Origin of the sequence: Streptosporangium sp. NPDC001681 (genome assembly GCF_040298085.1) — a bacterium.
In the GTDB taxonomy this organism is placed as follows: domain Bacteria; phylum Actinomycetota; class Actinomycetes; order Streptosporangiales; family Streptosporangiaceae; genus Streptosporangium.
The window spans coordinates 55,299-72,805 of sequence record NZ_JBEOZN010000027.1 but is presented as its reverse complement, the minus strand read 5'-3'; the positions used below and the strand labels follow the sequence as shown (position 1 = coordinate 72,805).

At 70.0% G+C, this 17,507-nt stretch carries 12 protein-coding genes; 7 read left to right on the top strand and 5 right to left on the bottom strand.

What is annotated here, in order from left to right:
* Positions 1–67 precede the first annotated feature (67 nt).
* The 7 genes from ABT130_RS15300 to ABT130_RS15270 all read left to right on the top strand — a co-directional run bounded on the left by ABT130_RS15300 (position 68) and on the right by ABT130_RS15270 (position 11,149).
* A complete protein-coding gene (locus ABT130_RS15300; RefSeq protein ID WP_350921658.1) occupies positions 68–2,560 on the top strand; it encodes an ATP-binding protein in 2,493 nt (830 codons plus the stop codon).
* Positions 2,557–4,887 carry a type IV secretion system protein gene (locus tag ABT130_RS15295; RefSeq protein WP_350955964.1) on the top strand — a complete coding sequence of 777 codons (2,331 nt, stop codon included), beginning with the start codon at positions 2,557–2,559 and terminating at the stop codon, positions 4,885–4,887. Before ABT130_RS15300 ends, ABT130_RS15295 begins: the two co-directional genes overlap by 4 nt.
* Before the next feature lie 2 nt (positions 4,888–4,889).
* Positions 4,890–5,558, top strand: coding sequence for a hypothetical protein (locus tag ABT130_RS15290; RefSeq protein ID WP_350955962.1), 669 nt, complete (start codon positions 4,890–4,892; stop codon positions 5,556–5,558).
* A gap of 13 nt (positions 5,559–5,571) precedes the next feature.
* Positions 5,572–6,669: a C40 family peptidase gene (locus ABT130_RS15285; protein WP_350921665.1), complete on the top strand. Its 1,098-nt coding sequence runs from the start codon at positions 5,572–5,574 to the stop codon at positions 6,667–6,669.
* A 176-nt stretch (positions 6,670–6,845) separates the two neighbouring features.
* Complete coding sequence (locus ABT130_RS15280) at positions 6,846–7,244, top strand: (deoxy)nucleoside triphosphate pyrophosphohydrolase (RefSeq protein ID WP_350921668.1); 399 nt, start codon at positions 6,846–6,848, stop codon at positions 7,242–7,244.
* A gap of 107 nt (positions 7,245–7,351) precedes the next feature.
* Positions 7,352–9,535 carry a mediator complex subunit 15 domain-containing protein gene (locus ABT130_RS15275; RefSeq protein WP_350955960.1) on the top strand — a complete coding sequence of 728 codons (2,184 nt, stop codon included), beginning with the start codon at positions 7,352–7,354 and terminating at the stop codon, positions 9,533–9,535.
* Between the two features lie 117 nt (positions 9,536–9,652).
* Positions 9,653–11,149: a hypothetical protein gene (locus ABT130_RS15270; protein ID WP_350955958.1), complete on the top strand. Its 1,497-nt coding sequence runs from the start codon at positions 9,653–9,655 to the stop codon at positions 11,147–11,149.
* A 530-nt stretch (positions 11,150–11,679) separates the two neighbouring features.
* On the opposite strand, the gene ABT130_RS15265 is transcribed toward ABT130_RS15270, so the two are convergent.
* From ABT130_RS15265 to ABT130_RS15245, 5 genes are all read right to left on the bottom strand, one after another.
* Positions 11,680–12,441 (bottom strand): succinate dehydrogenase/fumarate reductase iron-sulfur subunit, encoded by a 762-nt coding sequence (locus ABT130_RS15265; RefSeq protein ID WP_350921675.1) that lies wholly within the window; start codon positions 12,439–12,441, stop codon positions 11,680–11,682.
* A gap of 2 nt (positions 12,442–12,443) precedes the next feature.
* Entirely contained in the window at positions 12,444–14,336 is a 1,893-nt protein-coding gene (locus ABT130_RS15260) for a fumarate reductase/succinate dehydrogenase flavoprotein subunit (RefSeq protein WP_350955956.1), read from the bottom strand.
* 9 nt (positions 14,337–14,345) lie between these two features.
* Entirely contained in the window at positions 14,346–15,131 is a 786-nt protein-coding gene (gene sdhC / locus ABT130_RS15255) for a succinate dehydrogenase subunit SdhC (protein ID WP_350921678.1), read from the bottom strand.
* 362 nt (positions 15,132–15,493) lie between these two features.
* Positions 15,494–15,943 carry a response regulator gene (locus ABT130_RS15250; RefSeq protein ID WP_350921681.1) on the bottom strand — a complete coding sequence of 150 codons (450 nt, stop codon included), beginning with the start codon at positions 15,941–15,943 and terminating at the stop codon, positions 15,494–15,496.
* The gene (locus tag ABT130_RS15245) at positions 15,936–17,468 is read right to left on the bottom strand and encodes a sensor histidine kinase (protein WP_350955954.1); all 1,533 of its coding nucleotides are present in this window, start codon (positions 17,466–17,468) and stop codon (positions 15,936–15,938) included. The genes ABT130_RS15250 and ABT130_RS15245 overlap by 8 nt, the downstream gene beginning before the upstream one ends.
* Between the last annotated feature and the right edge of the window lie 39 nt (positions 17,469–17,507).

Genomic DNA, 17,507 nt, shown 5'->3' with positions numbered 1-17,507 from the left:
AGGTGCGGGTGAGCGGGCGGGCCGGAGGCCGTGCAGGCAGGGCCGTACGACCGGTGGGGGAGGGTCTGTGAGTCGTGCGTCCCGAGCGCGCAGCCGCCTCGCCGTCCGGTACTTCGACGACCGGATCCTGCTGACCGACTCGTCGGTCTGGGCCTATTTCAGGCTTCCCACCGTGAGCTACGAGTTCATCACTCCCGAGGAGCGGGAGGCGCTGGCCACCAACATCACGATCGCGCTGGCCGCCATCCGGATGCCGGACGCCGAGGTGCACCTGCGGGTGGCGCACCGCACCTACCCGGCCGCCGAATGGGCGATGGCGCTGAACGCCACCTCCGACGAGGGCCCCGGCTGGCGTGACTACCTGGAGGACATGTACCGGCACGTCTGGGCCAAGGACTTCTGGACCAAGGAGGTCTACCTCGGCGTGCGGCTCGGCACGCGCGGCAGGCAACTGGGCGCCGGGGTCCTCTCCCAGCTCTTCGGCTTCTACCAGCGCAGCGAGAAGGCCCTGGGCATCGAGGACGACCACGTCCCCAAGGCGGAGATCGCCAAGTGGTCCGAGCAGGCGGAGCGGCTGGGCAGGGCGCTGTCGGCCAGCGCCCTGTACGCCAGGCACGCCAGCTCCGTCGAGCTCGCCTGGCTGTTCCAGCACGCCACGACCGGCTCCCTCGGCGACCCTCCGGCCTCGGCCAGCCCCAAGCGGCGGTGGGGGCAGGGGGAGATCGAGTCCCTGGTCGAGGGGCAGATCCACAACGGCAGGGCGCTGCTCCGGATCGAGCAGCCGCACGGTGACTCCTACGTGGCGCACATGTCCTTCGCCCGTTTCCCCGACCTGATGCCCTTCCCCGACGGCGAGCCCTGGATGCACTTCGCCGACCAGCTGCCCTTCCCGGTGGAGATCAGTTCGAGGATGCGGCTGATCCCGCCGGTCAAGGCGAGCAAGGACGTGGCGCGCCAGCTCGCCCACGCCCGTGACATGGACATCCACATCCGCGAGGCCGGGGCGGAGGCGCCGCTGGCCCTGGCCGAGCAGATCGACGCGGCCCGGATGCTGGAGCACGGCATCACCAAGGAGCGCCTGCCGTTCGTGTACGGCTGGCACCGGCTGATCGTGTCGGCCCCGACCGAGGAGATCTGCGTACAGCGGGTCGAGGCGGTCGTGGAGCACTACCGCGACATGGGCATCGACATCGTCAACTCCACCGGCGACCAGTTCTCGCTGTTCTGCGAGACGCTGCCGGGCGAGCGGGTCAGGGTCAACGCCTACGCGCAGCGGCAGCCGCTGCGCACCATCGCCGGCGGCATGGCCACCGCCACCGTCGACCTGGGCGACCGGACGGACGAGGGCGGCTCGGGCTGGATGGGGCCGTACGTAGGGGAGACCCTGGGCCGGGCGCGCAGCATCGTGCACTTCGACCCGCTGGTGGCGGCGACGCGCAACCGGCCCACGGCCATCGCCATCACCGGCGAACCCGGCGGTGGCAAGACCACGCTGGCGCTGTTGATGATCTACCAGATGGCGCTGCGCGGGGTGACGGTCGCGGTCATCGATCCCAAGGGCGACGCCGACTCGCTGGTCCAGCTGCTGCGGAAGCGGGGCAGGAAGGCGCGGATCATCCCGCTCGGCTCCGCGGCACCGGGCCTGCTCGACCCGTTCTCCTTCGGCGACGACCTCGCGGCCAAGAAGACGATGGCCACCGAGACCCTGCGCCTGCTGCTGCCGCGCATGTCGGAGGAGCGCGAGTCGGCGATGATCCAGGCGGTCGCCGCGGTCTCCAACGCCGAGGACCCGTCGCTGGGCAAGGTGGTCGACTTCCTGGAGCAGACGGACGACGCCGCCTCCAAGAACCTGGGCGCGGTGCTCCGCTCCATGTCCGACATGCATCTGGCCAGGCTCTGCTTCGACCCCTCGGGCGGCGACCAGATCGACACCGAGGGCTGGACCACCGTCTTCACCCTGGGCGGTCTGACGCTGCCCGACGCCTCCACCGGCCGCGACGACTACTCCTACGAGCAGCGGCTGTCGGTGGCGCTGCTCTACCTCGTCGCGCAGTTCGCGCGAGGGCTGATGAACGGCCTGGACCGGCGGACCCCCAAGGCGATCTTCCTGGACGAGGCATGGGCGATCACCTCCACTCCCGAGGGCGCCAAGCTGGTGCCCGAGGTCAGCAGGATGGGCCGCTCCCGCAACACGGCGCTGGTGCTGGTCTCGCAGAACGCCGGTGATCTGCTGAGCGAGCAGGTGACGAACTGCCTCTCCTCGGTGTTCGCGTTCCGCTCCACCGAACGGGTCGAGGTGGAGCACGTGATGGCGCTGCTCGGCGTCGAGGCGTCCGAGGAGCACAAGGCGGTGCTGCGCTCGCTCGGTAACGGTGAGTGCGTCTTCCGGGATCTGGACGGCCGAGCAGGCCGTATCGGGGTGGACCTGATCTCGGATGAGCTGCTGCGCTGGCTGGATACGAACCCTACCCACGACAAACCCGACGAGAAAGTGCATGATCTTCCTGGGGGCGACAGAGTCGGTGGGCCGGGGGCTGCGGCGCTGGAGGTGCGGTCATGAAGGGCTCTCGCAAGAGGGGTTCCCGCAGGGGAAGGCTGGGCAGGCGGATCGCCATCGGGCTGGTGGCACTGGCCGCGTTCCTCGCGTTGCCGATGGTGTTCCCCGACGACGCGTCCACGGCCGTCGCAGCCGCTCCCTGCGACATGTCGCCCGACCTGTCCCCCGACATCGTCGAGGGAGGCGTGGACGGCCTGATCAAGCCGCCGGTCCCCGACTCCGCGCAGCCGGGTGCCCAGGCGGAGGTCCCCGCGGTTCGGGGCAACTACGCGACCTACGGCATGAGCGGCCAGTTCTGGCACACCCACCAGCTCGGCTGTGACGACATCGCGGCGGTGATGGGCAACGCGATGGCCAACACGGTCTTCCTGTGGGCCAAGGCGCTGGACCGGCTGACCATCACGACCTACCAGGCGGCCGCCACCGAGGGGCCGCTGGAGTCGATCAAGAACGTCGTCGACGACATCGTGGTCCGCCTGGCCGACGCCATGTACTGGCCGTACCTGCGGCCGCTGGTGATCCTCGGCGCCATCTGGCTGGCCTGGTACGGGCTGATCCGCAAGCGCGCCACCACCACCGCCGAGGGCGTCATCTGGATGGTCCTCGCGGTCACCGTGGCCGTCTGGTTCTTCAGCCGCCCCGGAGACCTCACGGGGCTGGGCAAGATCGTCACCGACAAGACCGGCGAGGTGGTCAACTCCGCCTTCTCCGGACTTCCCGGCGCGGGCGGCACCTCCTGCCTGCCGGCCAAGGGCGAGGCCAACCCGCAGGTCCAGGGCGGCGGATACGGTCAGAGCGGCGTGCCAGGAGTCGAGCAGAACTCCGACGCGCTCTGGTCCACCCTGGTCTGCAAGCCGTGGCTGATGGGCCAGTTCGGCACGGCCGACGCCGACGCCCCCGTCATCAAGGCGTTCGGCGCCAAACTGCTGGAGATCCAGACGATCGACGCGGCCGAGCTGAAGGCGCAGCAGGCGCCCGAAGCAGGCTTTCACCAGGCACGATACGAGACAGAGGTCGCCGACAAGCTGCAGAACACGCCGATCTTCCCCCTTTTCCAGGGCAAGGACTGGACGAACCGGCTGGGGGTCGCGATCGGCGCCTTCATGGCCGCGGTGGTCGCGGGGCTGCTGATCTTCCTGGTGGCGGTCTCGCTGCTGGTGCTCAAGGTCGGGTTCCTGCTGCTGCTGATCCTCGCGCCGGTCTTCCTGCTGATCGGCGTCCATCCGGGATCCGGGCGGATCATCGCCATGCGCTGGGTGGAGATGCTGATCGGCACATTGCTCAGACAGGCGGTGCTGGCCCTCGTCCTGGGCGTGCTCGTGTACGGCTACGCGCTGATCATCTCCACCGCGATGCCGTGGGGCATGCAGGTCATGTTCATGGCGATCCTGACGATCGCCGTGTTCTTCTACCGGCGGCCCTTCCAGCACCTGTTCGCCTCCATGGACGGGCACACGCTCACCACCAGGATGCTCGGTGAAGCGGCCACCGCGCCGACCCTGCAGCGGGCCGCGTCCGCGCTGCCGCCGGTCGCGGCGGCCAGGGTGGGCCGCTGGGGCATGCGCAAGGCGGAGCCGATGCTCCAGGCGGCCGCGATGGCCGGCGGAGCCTCCATTGGCGCGGCGGCCGCCGCCACGGTCGCCCAGGGCAGGGGACGCGGCGAGGACGGCGCCACGCCGGCCACCCCGTCGGGCACCCGGGTCCCGGTCGGCGCGCAACCGGCGCCGCTCGACACCGACTCCCAGGCGGCAGGGCGGCGCAAGGGCACCGGCCGCCCGGTCACCGCGGCCCGCCCGGGCGCGGCGCCACCGCTCAACCTCTCCGGTGCCGGTACGGGCGGCGGCGGCGCGCCCCCCACCAGGTCCGGAGGTTCCTCGGGACCTGGTGGGGGACGTGGCTCCGGCGGCTGGTTCGGCGGCTCGTCGGGAGGCTGGGCGCCGCAAGGCGGCTCCTCGGGCAACGGGGGGTCCTCGGCGGGCAGGTCGTCCGGCCCCTCGGCGGTCAGGCCCGCCGCGCCATCCTCGGGTGGCGGCGGCCGGTCGGGCGGCGGCATCTTCGGCGGCTCCTCGCGAGGCGGCTCCGGCTCGGGGTCGCGTAACGGCGGCTCCTCCCGCGGCTCTTCGGGGTCGAAGAGCTCGAACGGTTCGAGGTCGGGCGAGAGCATCTTCGGCGGCTCGCGGAGTTCCTCCGGCGGTTCGCGGAACCGGGACGCCGGGGGCAGGTCGTCCGAGGCGCCACCGCTCTGGATCACCAGGCGAGCGGAGCGCGGTGGTGATGCCGGTGAGCCGCCACCGTTCTGGCTCCGCCCGTCCAACCCGGACAGGGACTGACGTTGACCGAGGGAGGCAACCGGCGGGGAGCCGTCTTCGCGGTGCTGGTCGCGGTGCTCGCGGCGGTCGGCGTCTACCTGACCATGTGGCCGGAGAGCGGCGGCGGGGTGGAGAACCCGACAGAGCCCGCGGGGGCCACCCGTACCGTGGCAGCGGGACAGGAGCCGGTCGCGGAGCCGACGCGTCCGGAGGCGACGGCCAGCAACGCGCCCTTCGACGTCTACTCCTACCTGCCGATGACCAAGCAGGAACTGGCGGCCGCCGCCGACTACGCGCAGCGCTTCACCGCCGAGTACGGCACGTTCAGCTACGACGAGGACCCGGCGGTCTACGGCGACCGCCTCAAGGGTTACACCACGGCTGAGTTCTCCGGGGTGCTGCTGCGCACGGTGACCTCGCCGGGCACCGTCGAGGCGAACAAGGCCGACGAGGTCGTCTCGGTCGGCGCGGCACGGGTGAAGGAGATCCGGCAGATCAACAGCGCCTCGGTGGTGTTCGTGGTCGTCGGCACCCAGAACGTCACGGCCAAGAGCGGGGTGAACGAGAGGACCGCGGAGTACGCCGTCACGCTCATCCAGGTCGGTGCCGAATGGCGTGTCCACGACCTCCAGCCGGCGGATTCCGGCCAGGAGGGAGACGAACAGCCTTCCGAGACCGGCGCGGCCGGATGAACGGCGGAACCTCATGAGGGAGAACAGACACCTCCGCCTCGCGCTGGTCCTCGGAGTCGCCGGACTCTGCATGATCACGCTGATCATGGCGCCGATGATGATGATCAGCGGTTTTCCCTCGTTCCCCTCCATCACCGGGCAGGCGCAACCCGACTGCGGGAAGAACGTCCAGACGGTGGGCGACGAGTCGGAGACCGCGACGTCCGACATCCCCGAGGAGTATCTGAAGCTCTATCGCGAGCACGGGCAGAAGGTCGGCGTGCAGTGGAACGTGCTCGCCGGGGTCGGCAAGCGCGAGACCGACCACGGCCGCTCCACGCTCCCCGGCGTGCGCAGCGGCGTCAACTACGCGGGCGCCGCCGGGCCGATGCAGTTTCTCATCAGCACCTGGGGCGGCAAGGCCAAGATCAAGATCCCGTCCACGTTCAACGGCTACGCCTCCGACGGCGACGGAGACGGCTGGGCCGACGTGTACAACCCGGCTGACGCCATCCTAGGCGCGGCGAAGATGCTGAAGCGGAACGGCGCGCCGGAGAACGTACGGCGTTCGCTGTTCGTCTACAACCGTGCCTGGTGGTACGTCGACCAGGTCATGGAGATCGCCAAGAAGTACGCCAAGGACGGCGAGGTCAGCACCCCGCCCGAGGCGGACGACAGCTGCGACGAGCCCATGCTGGAGGCGGCGCCGACCGGTACGGTGGCCGGGATCCTGCAGTACGCGCTGGCCCAGCGGGGCAAGCCCTACATCTGGGGCGGTACGGGGCCCGCCGGTTACGACTGCTCCGGGATCATCTACATGGCCTACCGGAGCGTCGGCCTGACCATCCCGCGCACCACGTTCGTCCAGTGGCCGTTCGGCGTGAAGATCTCCGCGGGGCAGGAGCAGGCGGGGGATCTCGTCTTCTTTAACGCCGGTCCCGGCACCGGCCCGAACCGTCCGGGGCACGTGGGCATGGTGGTGTCACCGGGCAAGATGATCGAGGCGAGATGCCGGCTGTGCGGGCCGATCAAGGTCACCACCTACCGGGAACGCGCCAACATCATGGGATTCACCCGCCCGCTGCAACACCCCCAGATCCTGGAACAACTCAAGTTGAGGGAGCAGGGCTGACAGAATCGGGGCGTCGCGTTTGGAAAAGGGACGGCCTGGCCTACCCGGCAGGTGAATCGCTTCCTGTTACGGTTCCGGTGTTCGAAGCGGTCAGGGCTTGACCATCGCCCAACTCGGCCGGGGAAAGCGAGCAGCCGCTTTTCCCGGGGAGCGGAGGAGTCACGGAAAAGGTCGTTGTGGGCGCCGCCATCGTCGACGGCCAGGGCAGGCTGCTCGCCGCCCAGCGCGCCGACCCTCCCGAGCTGGCCGGCGGCTGGGAGCTGCCGGGAGGCAAGGTCGACCCCGGCGAGGACGAGCATACGGCGCTGGTCAGGGAGTGCCAGGAGGAGCTCGGCGTACTGATCGAGGTGGGCGAGCGGGTCGGCGGCGACTGGGCGCTCGCCGGCGGCTACGTCCTGCGGGTCTGGTTCGCGGTGATCGCCGAGGGCAGGCCGGAGACCAGGGAGCACCTGGATCTGCGCTGGCTGGAGGTGGACGAGCTCTACGACGTGGCGTGGCTGCCCGCGGACCTTCCAATCGTGCGGGCGGTACAAGGTCGTCTCAACGATGGGCAAGGTCGGTTCAATAAGGATTGATCGACTCCGCACCGTGACATAACTGCTACTGGACGTGGCGATGTCGCGGGTCCGTACCCGGGGAACGGAGATATGCGGTGACCGTATGGTGGCGTGGTACTCGGATCGTGTCGGCTGTCGGAGCGGGGGTGCTCATCCTCGGCGGCGCCTCGGGGGTGTACGCCGCCCAGCCGGCAGAGTCGGCCGAGTCGCCCCTCGACCTGGCCGCCGCCTCCGGTACGTGGTCGCGGTGGAGCCGCACCGGTGAGGTGATCCGCTTCCGCATCCGCCTGCGAGGGCCGGGCGCCGGCGCGCGGCTGGCGGTCGTGACGACCCCCGCCGATGCCCTCAGAAGCATCGAGTGCCCGGTGGCGACCAGGCCCGCGACACCGCTCCCCAAGGGGACTGCGGTCTGCTCGGTCGGTGACCTGCCCGCCGACGGCGGGCTCGTCGACGTGCTGCTCGCCGCGCCGCAGCGTCCCCGGGACATCACGCTGACCGCGATGGCCCGGATGCGCGGACCCGGTGGCGAGACGGTGCAGCAGGGTCAGGGCACGCTCAAGGGCTCGGATGTGGTGACCCGGCAGGTGCGGGGCACCATCGGGGGCACCGTTGGGGGCGCCGTCGGGAGCACTGCCGGGGGCGCCGTCGGGGGCACTGTCGGGAGCACCGCCGGAGGCACCGTCGGGAGCACCGCCGGGGGGCCGGACGCGGTGCCGCAGCAGATCCGGGGCGCCGTGGGGAGCCCGGAGCCGGTCCACGCCCAGCGGGAGGTCAGGCAGACTCTGCCCGTCTCCGGTGCTCCGGAGGTCTCCGGCCCTTCCAGGATCTATCTGGGAGATGCCGCCTCGGCCTGGCCCGCGGATCCGCAGGCGGGCGTGGAGACGCTCGGTGGCGTCGACCTGGTCCTCAACGCTCCCCAGGCAGTCGGGGAGCGGGGCTGGGTTCCGAAGATCGCCCCCGGCGCGTCGGAGGCGGAGAAGGCCGAGCAGCGCACGCTGGCGTTCCTTTTTGATGTTCTGGAAAGGCCGTCGGGCCCCGAGGTGCCGCGATCGGTCGTGGCGGGGGGCGGCAGTGCCGCTACGGGCATGGGCGGAAGCACGGCCGTGCCCTCGACCTCGGTGGCTCCCGCAGCCCCGGCTGCTCCCTCGGCCCCGCTGGCTCCCTCGGCCCCGGTGGCTCCCGAGGGCTCGGTTCAGCCGGGAACGCGGCTTCCCGCCGACGCCGCCGTTCCGGGCGCCGCACCGGAGACGAGTGGCGGTGTGGCCGGCCATGGCCCGGCCGTCGCCGTACCGAAGCCGGTGAAAGCACCTGAGGAACATCTCCTTCAGCGGCAGAACGGCAGGAACCATCCGGTCATGGGGTCTCACGCGGGACGCGGGGCGGCCGGGCGGAAGATGTCCGGGAAGCAGCGGGCGGCCTGCCGGTCCGGCGCGCGCCGCGAGGGGGCGGGCCGGCCGATGCTCGGGCCCGTGGGACCCGGCTATCCGGCAGGCGGCCAGACGGTGATCGGCAAGCCCGGAGCGCGCCGCCCGGTGGTGGCGCCGATGGGGCCCGGTTACCCGGGGGCCGTCCAGTGGCCGTCCGGACAACTCGTCCAGCCCGGTCAGGGCATGCCTGGCCGGCCGGCCAAGCCGGGACAGGGCATGCTCGTCCAGCCCGGCCAGGGTATGCCCGGTCAGCTCGGTCAGGGCATGCTCGTCCAGCCCGGTCAGCTCGGCGCGCAACCGCAGGGGATGGGGCAGCCGATGCTTCCGGGCCATCCGGGGGCAGGCGGGAAGGGAAAGGCCGGCCGGCCCGGTGCGCCGCAACGGGAAGCGGGCGGGCCGGTCGGTCCCGGCTACCCGGGGACCGGCTTCCCGGGGACCGGCTTCCCGGGGACCGGCTACCCGGGAGCGGGACAGCAGGTGCCCATGGGACAGCCGCCGGGCGGCCAGGCACCGATGGTGCCGCAGCAGGTACCGCCGCTGCCCATGGGGCAGGTGCCGGGCGTACCGTCGCAGGTGCCGCCGGCCTCCGCGGGGATGGCGGGGGCGGGCCAGCCGCCCGGTCTCGGAACCGGGCCCCAGCTCCAGTTGCCGCCGGCGGGATCCTTCCCAGCCGCCGCACAGGTCCCCGTACCGCAGGGTGCGCCCCTCCCGCAGGATCTCGACGGTCCGAACACCCAGGTCCAGGCGGTCGCCGAGTCAAGCCCGCTGCTGACGGGAGTACGGGGCCTACCAGCGGTGGGAGCAGCGGTGGGAGCACTCGTCGGCCTCCTCTGGCTGCAGCGGAGGATCCAGCGCCGCCGTCGTTCGCGACACGTTTTGTAAAAGGCGATTTACTGTTACTTTTGCCCAACTAGTATTTCTTTGACGTGTTCATGGTTGATTGCACGGAGGGCACCGGTGACGCGAGCACGGCTCAGGGCAGCTGTCTCCGCCGTTGTGATGTCTTTGGGGATCAGCGGTGCCTTCCTGGTCGCCGTGGCACCGCTCACCGGTTCCTCCGTGGCCGGCGCGACGGTCAGGACGATGGTCGCCGACCCGTCGTACATCCCCGGATGTGACGTCGATCCGGCGGGGCCCTGTGAGGAACCCACGCCGGTCGTCACGGTCACGGTCACCGAGGATCCCGGGGGCGGCACGGAGGAGACCCCGGTCCCGCAGAAGACCGTGACCACCACAGTGACCGTCCCGCCGACGACGAAGCCCCCGAAGACCACGGCCCCGCCGCCCCCGCAGGAGCCGGTCGCTCCGCCGGCCCAGGAGACCACGGCCCCGATCGCTCCGCCGGAGACCGAGACCAGCCCTTCGGCGTCCGAGGAGGCGGAGGTCCAGTTCCCGGCCAGCACCCCGTCGGACACGCTTCCCTCCGCCACGCCCAACCCCCAAGAGAGCGCCACGTTCGACGAGACCTCCGTGGCCGAGATCCGCAACGCGAACGCCGAGTTCGACGGGGCCACGCTGAGCCGCCAGCTCGGCATCCCGGCGCTGATCCTGGTGCTGCTGGTGCTGTTCGCCGTGCTGATCTTCGAGGGCAGGCTGCGCCGCCTGGCCCACGCCGCGGCCATCCGCCGGGCCGGTCCCCGGGGAATGGGTCCCCGCGTCGATTCGATGGACCCGATGGCCTATCACGGCGGTCCCGGCTACGCCGCCGGACCCGGTTTCGTTCCCGGCCCCTACCAGGGCGGCACGGCCTACGCGCCGATCATCAGCCTCGTCCCGATGCAGATGTACTCTCCGGTCTACCCGGAGGGCTACGCCCCCGGGCAGTACCCCTACGGCTACGAGCAGACGACGGCGTACATGCCCGCGCCCGGCTACGAGCAGCAGGCCACCGGCCACGGCGACCCGTACGGCCAGCAGACCGTCCAGGGGCAGGTGCCCTACGGCCCGGTGGGCCAGGACGGTTCGGCGGCCGCGTTCCACGGCACCCAGCCCTTCGGCCAGGAACCGCAGGATGATCGGAACCTGCCGGGCCGCCCCCAGGGCGATTTCCAGCCCCAGCCCTTCGGACCCGAGTCGCAGGGCGCTCCGGGTCAGGGTGGGCCGGACGAGCGTACCCAGCCCGGCCGGCCGGAGAACCTCGGCCCCGAGCCTCGCGAGGGGCGTTTCCCGCAGGGGCAGCCCGAGTCCCCCGGGGCGCCGTTCCCACAGGAGCCTCCCCGAGGCGGCCCTGGCGGCCACGGGGGTCCCGCCGGTGGGGCTCACGGCAGTGGGGCTCACGGCAGTGGTGGCCCGCCGGTTCAGGGTGGTCCCGGTGGCCCCGGCGGTGATCCGGCGACGCTGATCGGCCCCGGTGGTCCGGGGGCCTACGGTGGCCCCGGTAATCGGCCGGACGCCGGCGAGCAGCCCCCCATGGGGCCGGCCTCGACGGCGGTCTACCCGCTCCCCGGTCAGGACGCCGGCAAGAAGAAGCGCGGCCTCTTCCGCCGCTCCACCTGACCCGTACCGGCCCGGCGGGTCCCAGCCTCTGGAACCGTCCTCGCCTCCGAGCACGCTGTCGCGCGCGGACCTGATGTCAGTGGATACGCGGAAGCGGCGGCCACCGCTACCACGTGTCTCATCCCCGCCGCAGTAGGTCGCCATGGCCGCGATCCCGTGTCTGATCGCGTCCTCGTTGACGTCTCCGAAGCCGAACACGATCCCCGGCGAGCCCTCGCCGTTCGGCGATCGGTGTCGATCGAGCCCCCGCAGCCCGACGGAGCGCTGGGCCGCCGCGTCGACGATCTCCGCTTCGTCGGCTCCCTCGGGAAGCCGGGCGACGGCGTGGAAGCCGGCGGCGAGCCCCGTCAGTTCGAGGCCGGGGGCGTGCTCGCCGATCGCTTCGACCAGTTCGCTGCGACCGCCGGTTCAGGCTGCCGAGTGCCGGGTTCAGCCGAGATACGACCAGCAGCCTCCAGCACTTGAAACGCTGGGGAAACACGGCGGCGCCGCCCGGGGAGAGTCCCGTGGGCGGCGCCGCCGTGCAGGGGTCAGCTCTTCGAGCCGGAACGCTTGAAGATCTTGTTGCCCAGCCAGACCAGCGGATCGTACTTCCGGTCGACGACGCGCTCCTTCATGGGAATCAGCGCGTTGTCAGTGATCTTGATGTGCTCGGGGCAGACCTCGGTGCAGCACTTGGTGATGTTGCAGTAACCCAGGCCGTGCTCCTCCTGAGCGGAGTCCTTGCGGTCGGCCACGTCGTACGGATGCATGTCCAGCTCGGCGATCCGCATCAGGAAGCGCGGACCGGCGAAGTCGGGCTTGTTCTCCTCGTGGTCACGGATGACGTGACAGACGTTGTTGCACATGAAGCACTCGATGCACTTGCGGAACTCCTGGGACCGCTCGACGTCGATCTGCTGCATGCGGTACTCGCCCGGCTTCACGTCGGCCGGAGGAGTGAAGGACGGGATCTCCCTGGCCTTCTGGTAGTTGTACGAGACGTCCGTGACCAGGTCCTTGATCACCGGGAACGTCCGCATGGGCGTCACGGTGATCGTCTCCTCCTCGCTGAAGGTGGACATCCGGGTCATGCACCCGAGCTTCGGCCTGCCGTTGATCTCCATGGAGCACGAGCCGCACTTGCCGGCCTTGCAGTTCCAGCGGACGGCGAGGTCGGGGGCCTGGGTCGCCTGGAGCCTGTGGATGATGTCGAGAACGACCTCGCCCTCGTTCACCTCGACGGTGAAGTCCTCAAGCTTGCCCTCGCCGCCCTCGCCCCGCCAGACGCGGAACTTCGCCTTGTAACTCATGGTTACTCCTTGGCCAGCGCGTCAAAGGCGGCCAGCTCTTCCTCGGTGATGTACTTCTTCAGCTCGTCGCGGTCGAACAGCGTGATGAGGTCGTCCCGCATCGCGGTCTGGACCTGCTCCTCGACCGTGATGCCGGAGCCGTCCGGGGTGAGGGCACAGCGCAGGATCTTGGTCCGCCACTCGGCGGACATGACCGGGAAGTCGTCCCGGGTGTGGCCGCCGCGGCTCTCCTCGCGCAGCAGCGCCGCCTTCGCCACGCACTCCGAGACCAGGAGCATGTTGCGCAGGTCGAGGGCGAGGTGCCAGCCCGGGTTGTAGATCCGGCTGCCGGCCGCGCCGACGTTCTGGGCCCGCTCCTTGAGCTTCTCCACCGCCTCCAGCGCCTCGGAGACCTCCTCGGACTTGCGGATGATGCCGACCAGCTCGTTCATCGTCCGCTGCAGCTCGTGGTGGACCTCGTACGGGTTCTCGCCCGAGCGCTCCAGCGGGGCCAGCGCCTCCGCGCTCGCCTTGGCCACGGACTCCTCGGAGATCTTCGGCCGGGCGGCCAGACCGTCCACGTACGAGGCCGCTCCCATGCCCGCACGGCGGCCGAACACCAGCAGGTCCGACAGCGAGTTGCCGCCCAGCCGGTTGGAGCCGTGCATGCCGCCGGAGACCTCACCGGCCGCGAACAGACCGGGTACGGCCGCCGCGCCGGTGTCGGCGTCGACCTCGACGCCGCCCATGATGTAGTGGCAGGTCGGGCCGACCTGCATGGCCTCCTTGGTGATGTCGACGTCGGCCAGTTCCTTGAACTGGTGGTGCATCGACGGCAGCCGCTTGATGATCTCGGCGGCCGGGAGGCGGGTGGAGACGTCGAGGTAGACGCCGCCCTGGGGCGATCCGCGTCCCGCCTTCACCTCGGAGTTGATGGCCCGCGCGACCTCGTCGCGGGGGAGCAGCTCCGGAGGGCGGCGGTTGTTGGCCTGGTCGGTGTACCAGCGGTCGCCCTCCTCCTCGGAGGTGGCGTACTTGTCCTTGAACACCTCGGGGATGTAGTCGAACATGAAGCGCTTGCCCTCGGAGTTCCTCAGCACCCCGCCGTCGCCGCGGACGGACTCGGTGACGAGGATGCCCCGGACCGAGGGCGGCCAGACCATCCCGGTGGGATGGAACTGGATGAACTCCATGTTGATCAGGTTCGCCCCGGCCAGCAGGGCCAGCGCGTGGCCGTCGCCGGTGTACTCCCACGAGTTGGACGTGACCACGTACGACTTGCCGATGCCGCCGGTGGCCAGCACGATCGCGGGGGCGTCGAACAGGATGAGCTTGCCGTTCTCCCGCCAGTAGCCGAAGGCGCCACAGATGGCGTCGCCGTCCTTGAGCAGGCGGGTCACCGTGCATTCCTGGAAGACCTTGATGTACGCCTCGGCGTCACCGTGGAGCTTCTCGTCCTCCTGCTGGAGCGCGACCACCCGCTGCTGCAGGGTGCGGATCAGCTCCAGGCCCGTGCGGTCGCCGACGTGGGCCAGCCGCGGGTACTCGTGCCCGCCGAAGTTACGCTGGCTGATCTTGCCGTCCTTGGTGCGGTCGAACAGCGCGCCCCACGCCTCCAGCTCCCAGACCCGGTCGGGAGCCTCCTTGGCGTGCAGTTCGGCCATCCTCCAGTTGTTGAGGAACTTGCCGCCCCGCATGGTGTCGCGGAAGTGCACCATCCAGTTGTCGTCGCTGTTGACGTTGCCCATGGCCGCGGCGGCGCCGCCCTCGGCCATGACCGTGTGCGCCTTGCCGAACAGGGACTTGCAGACGATCGCCGTACGCTTGCCCTGCTGACGGGCCTCGATGGCCGCCCGCAGCCCCGCTCCGCCGGCGCCGATGACGACGACGTCGTATTCGTGACGCTCGATTTCCACTGGTGATCCTTATGCGAACGGGAAGGGAATGATGTTCTTGGCGACCAGCCGGACGTAGATGTCGGCGCCCATCACGCTGAACATGGAGATCAGTGCGAGCTCCTGGTGCTTGGCGTTGAGCTTGGAGACGATGCCCCAGGCCCGGTAGCGGACCGGGTGCTTGGAGAAGTGGTTCAGGCGCCCGGCCGTGATGTGCCGGCAGGAGTGGCACGACAGCGTGTACAGGTTGATGAGGATCGCGTTGACGATCAGGATCCACGTGCCCAGGCCGGTCGGCTTGGCGATCAGCGCCTTCACCGCGTCGTACGCCAGGACGAGGCCGATGACGATCGCCGCGTAGAAGAAGTAACGGTGAATGTTCTGAAGAATCAGAGGGAAGCGCGACTCACCAGTGTACTTCTTGTGCGGCTCGGCCACCCCGCACGCCGGGGGCGAGAGCCAGAACCCCCGGTAGTAGGCCTTGCGGTAGTAGTAGCAGGTGAAGCGGAACCCCGCGGGGAGGCCGAGGATCAGCAGTCCCGGGGGCAGGGCGTACCAGTCGCCGAACGGGGCGAGGCCGAACAGCCGCGCCTCCTCCGGACAGCTCGTCGCGAGACAGGGCGACGCGAACGGCGCGTGATATGGGGACACGAAGTAGCTCGCGTCGAAGATCGCCCACGTGGCGTAGACGAGGAATGCCGTGAAGATGATGAATGTGACCAGTGGATAGCGCCACCACGGGTCGGTTCGCAGGGTGCGCTCCTTGATCTGCGCACGTTGCCTTCTGGCCGGGCTCTCGGCCGTTGTCTGGGTCATCGAGACCTCTCCACCTCCCGCGAACCCCGCTCGCCTTGGGGTCCGGGTCGTTTCAGTTGTGCCGCGCGCTGGGCCATGGTCGCGCCGGCTCACACGTGCGCGCGCATGTTGGTGGGGGATACGTTACGACGGAGCCCGGGGGTTATGTGAGAGAGGTCACTGGTAATTTCACTAGCCAGGTGTGATTCCTGTCACGTTGGCGCGCAGAGGTGTCCTGCCTGCGACGTCTCACGAGGTGGACGATCACGGGGAGGTCTCGGGGGCCGTGAAAACGGGCGTGGGAATCCCGCCCGCGGGGGATCCCGCCGGTATGGGCGATGCCCGGCGGACCGGGGGATCCCGCCGCCGGGCGTGGCGTGCCGTCAGTAGTGCTGGCCGGAGTTGGGCAGCTTGACGACGGTCACGAAGAAGTCGTCGATCCGCCGGACCACGCTGATGAACTGGTCGAAGTCGACGGGCTTGGAAACGTAGGCGTTGGCGTGCAGGTTGTAGCTGCGCAGGATGTCCTCCTCGGACTCCGACGTGGTCAGCACCACCACCGGGATCCCGCGGAGCTTCTCGTCGGCCTTTATGTCCTGGAGCACCTCCCGGCCGTCCTTGCGGGGCAGGTTGAGGTCGAGCAGGATCAGGTCGGGCCGGGGCACGTCGGCGTACTCGCCCTCCTTGCGGAGGAAGGACATGGCCTGCTCGCCGTCGTTGACCACGTGCAGCTTGTTGCGGACCTTGTTGAGCTCGAACGCCTCCCTGGTCAGCAGGACGTCGCCCGGGTCGTCCTCGACCAGCAGGACGTCGATCCAGCGCAGGTCATTCATCAGCGGTGTCTCCTGAGGGAAGGGTCCAGCGGAAGGTCGTACCGGTCCTGGTGGTGTTCTCGGGTCCGCCGTCCTCGGTGTCCAGCCAGATGCGACCGCCGTGGTACTCGACGATCTTCTTGCAGAGAGCCAACCCGATGCCGGTGCCCGCGTAGACGTCCCGCCCGTGCAGGCGCTGGAAGATCAGGAAGATGCGGTCAGTGTACTTACTGTCGATGCCGATGCCGTTGTCGGTGCAGGAGAACTCCCACATGTCCCCGTCGCGCCGCACCCCGATGTGGATCTCCGGCGGGTCCTGCGAGTGGAACTTGATCGCGTTGCCGATGAGGTTCTGGAAGAGCTGGGTGAGCTGCACCCGGTTGCCGTGCACCCGGGGCAGCTCGTCGTGGGTCACCGTCGCCCCACCGTCCTCGATCGGCGCGGCGAGGTTGTTCAGCGCGGCCTTGAGTGGCACCGTGGCGTCGATGCCGGTGCGCTCGCCGCCCATCCTGCCGACCCGGGAGAAGTCGAGCAGGTCGTTGATCAGCATCTGCATGCGCTTGGCGCCGTCGACCGCGAAGGCGATGTACTGCTTGGCGCGATCGTCGAGCTGGTCGCCGTAGCGCTGCTCCAGCATCTGGGTGAAGCTGGCCACCTTGCGCAGCGGCTCCTGCAGGTCGTGACTGGCCACGTAGGCGAACTGCTCCAGCTCGCTGTTGGAGCGCCTCAGCTCCGTCGCCTGGTCCTCCAGCTTGCGCTGCGTCTCCGAGGCTCGGTGCCACTCGGCGAGGATGCGGCGGCGCATCGCGTCGACGTGGCCGGACAGCTCGGCCAGTTCGGCGGGATGCTCGACCCCGAGCTTGTGGTCGAAGTCCCCCTGGGCGACCGCGCGCACCTGCTCGTTCAGCTCCGCCAGCGGGCGGAGCACCGCGTGGCGCACGATGAGGGCCGAGACGATCGCGGCCGCGACCAGTGCCCCGGCCACCCCGATGAGCGCGATGTAGAGGGCCTGCCAGCCGCGGTCGAGCTGAGCGCTGCCGATCTCGTGCAGCCGGCTCAGGTGGCTCTGCAGATCCGAGAGGGACTGCCGGATCTCGGTGAACCGGGTGGCGTTGACCGTGGCGTTCTGCCGGGCGGCGTCGGTCTTCAGCGTCGGCACCGAGGCGATGACCTGCTCCGCGTAGTCGCGCCGCCAGGCGTCTCCGCCGGCCTTCAGCCGGGCGACCTCGGCGCTGACCGCCTGCCGCTCCGGCATCCGGGGGACCAGCGCGGTGAGCGCCGCCATCGCCCTGTCCTCCTCGGCGAGCGCCTTCCGGTAGTCGTTCAGGGAGGTGTCCTCGTTGGTCCTGCCGTACGCCCGCACCGAGCTCTCCTGCGCGGTCAGCGCGTTGGAGATCTCCAGGGTGCGCAGCGTCGCCGGGTCGATGACGTCGACCAGGGTCTCCCTGGCCTGGCGCGCGTCCTCGATCGACCTGATCGTGACGACGGCCGAGATCATGAAGATCAGTGCGATGCCCACCCCGGCGAACATGAACCAGCGTCCCACCGGAAGCCTCCCGAACCCCTTAGCGGGGGTGGGCGAGGG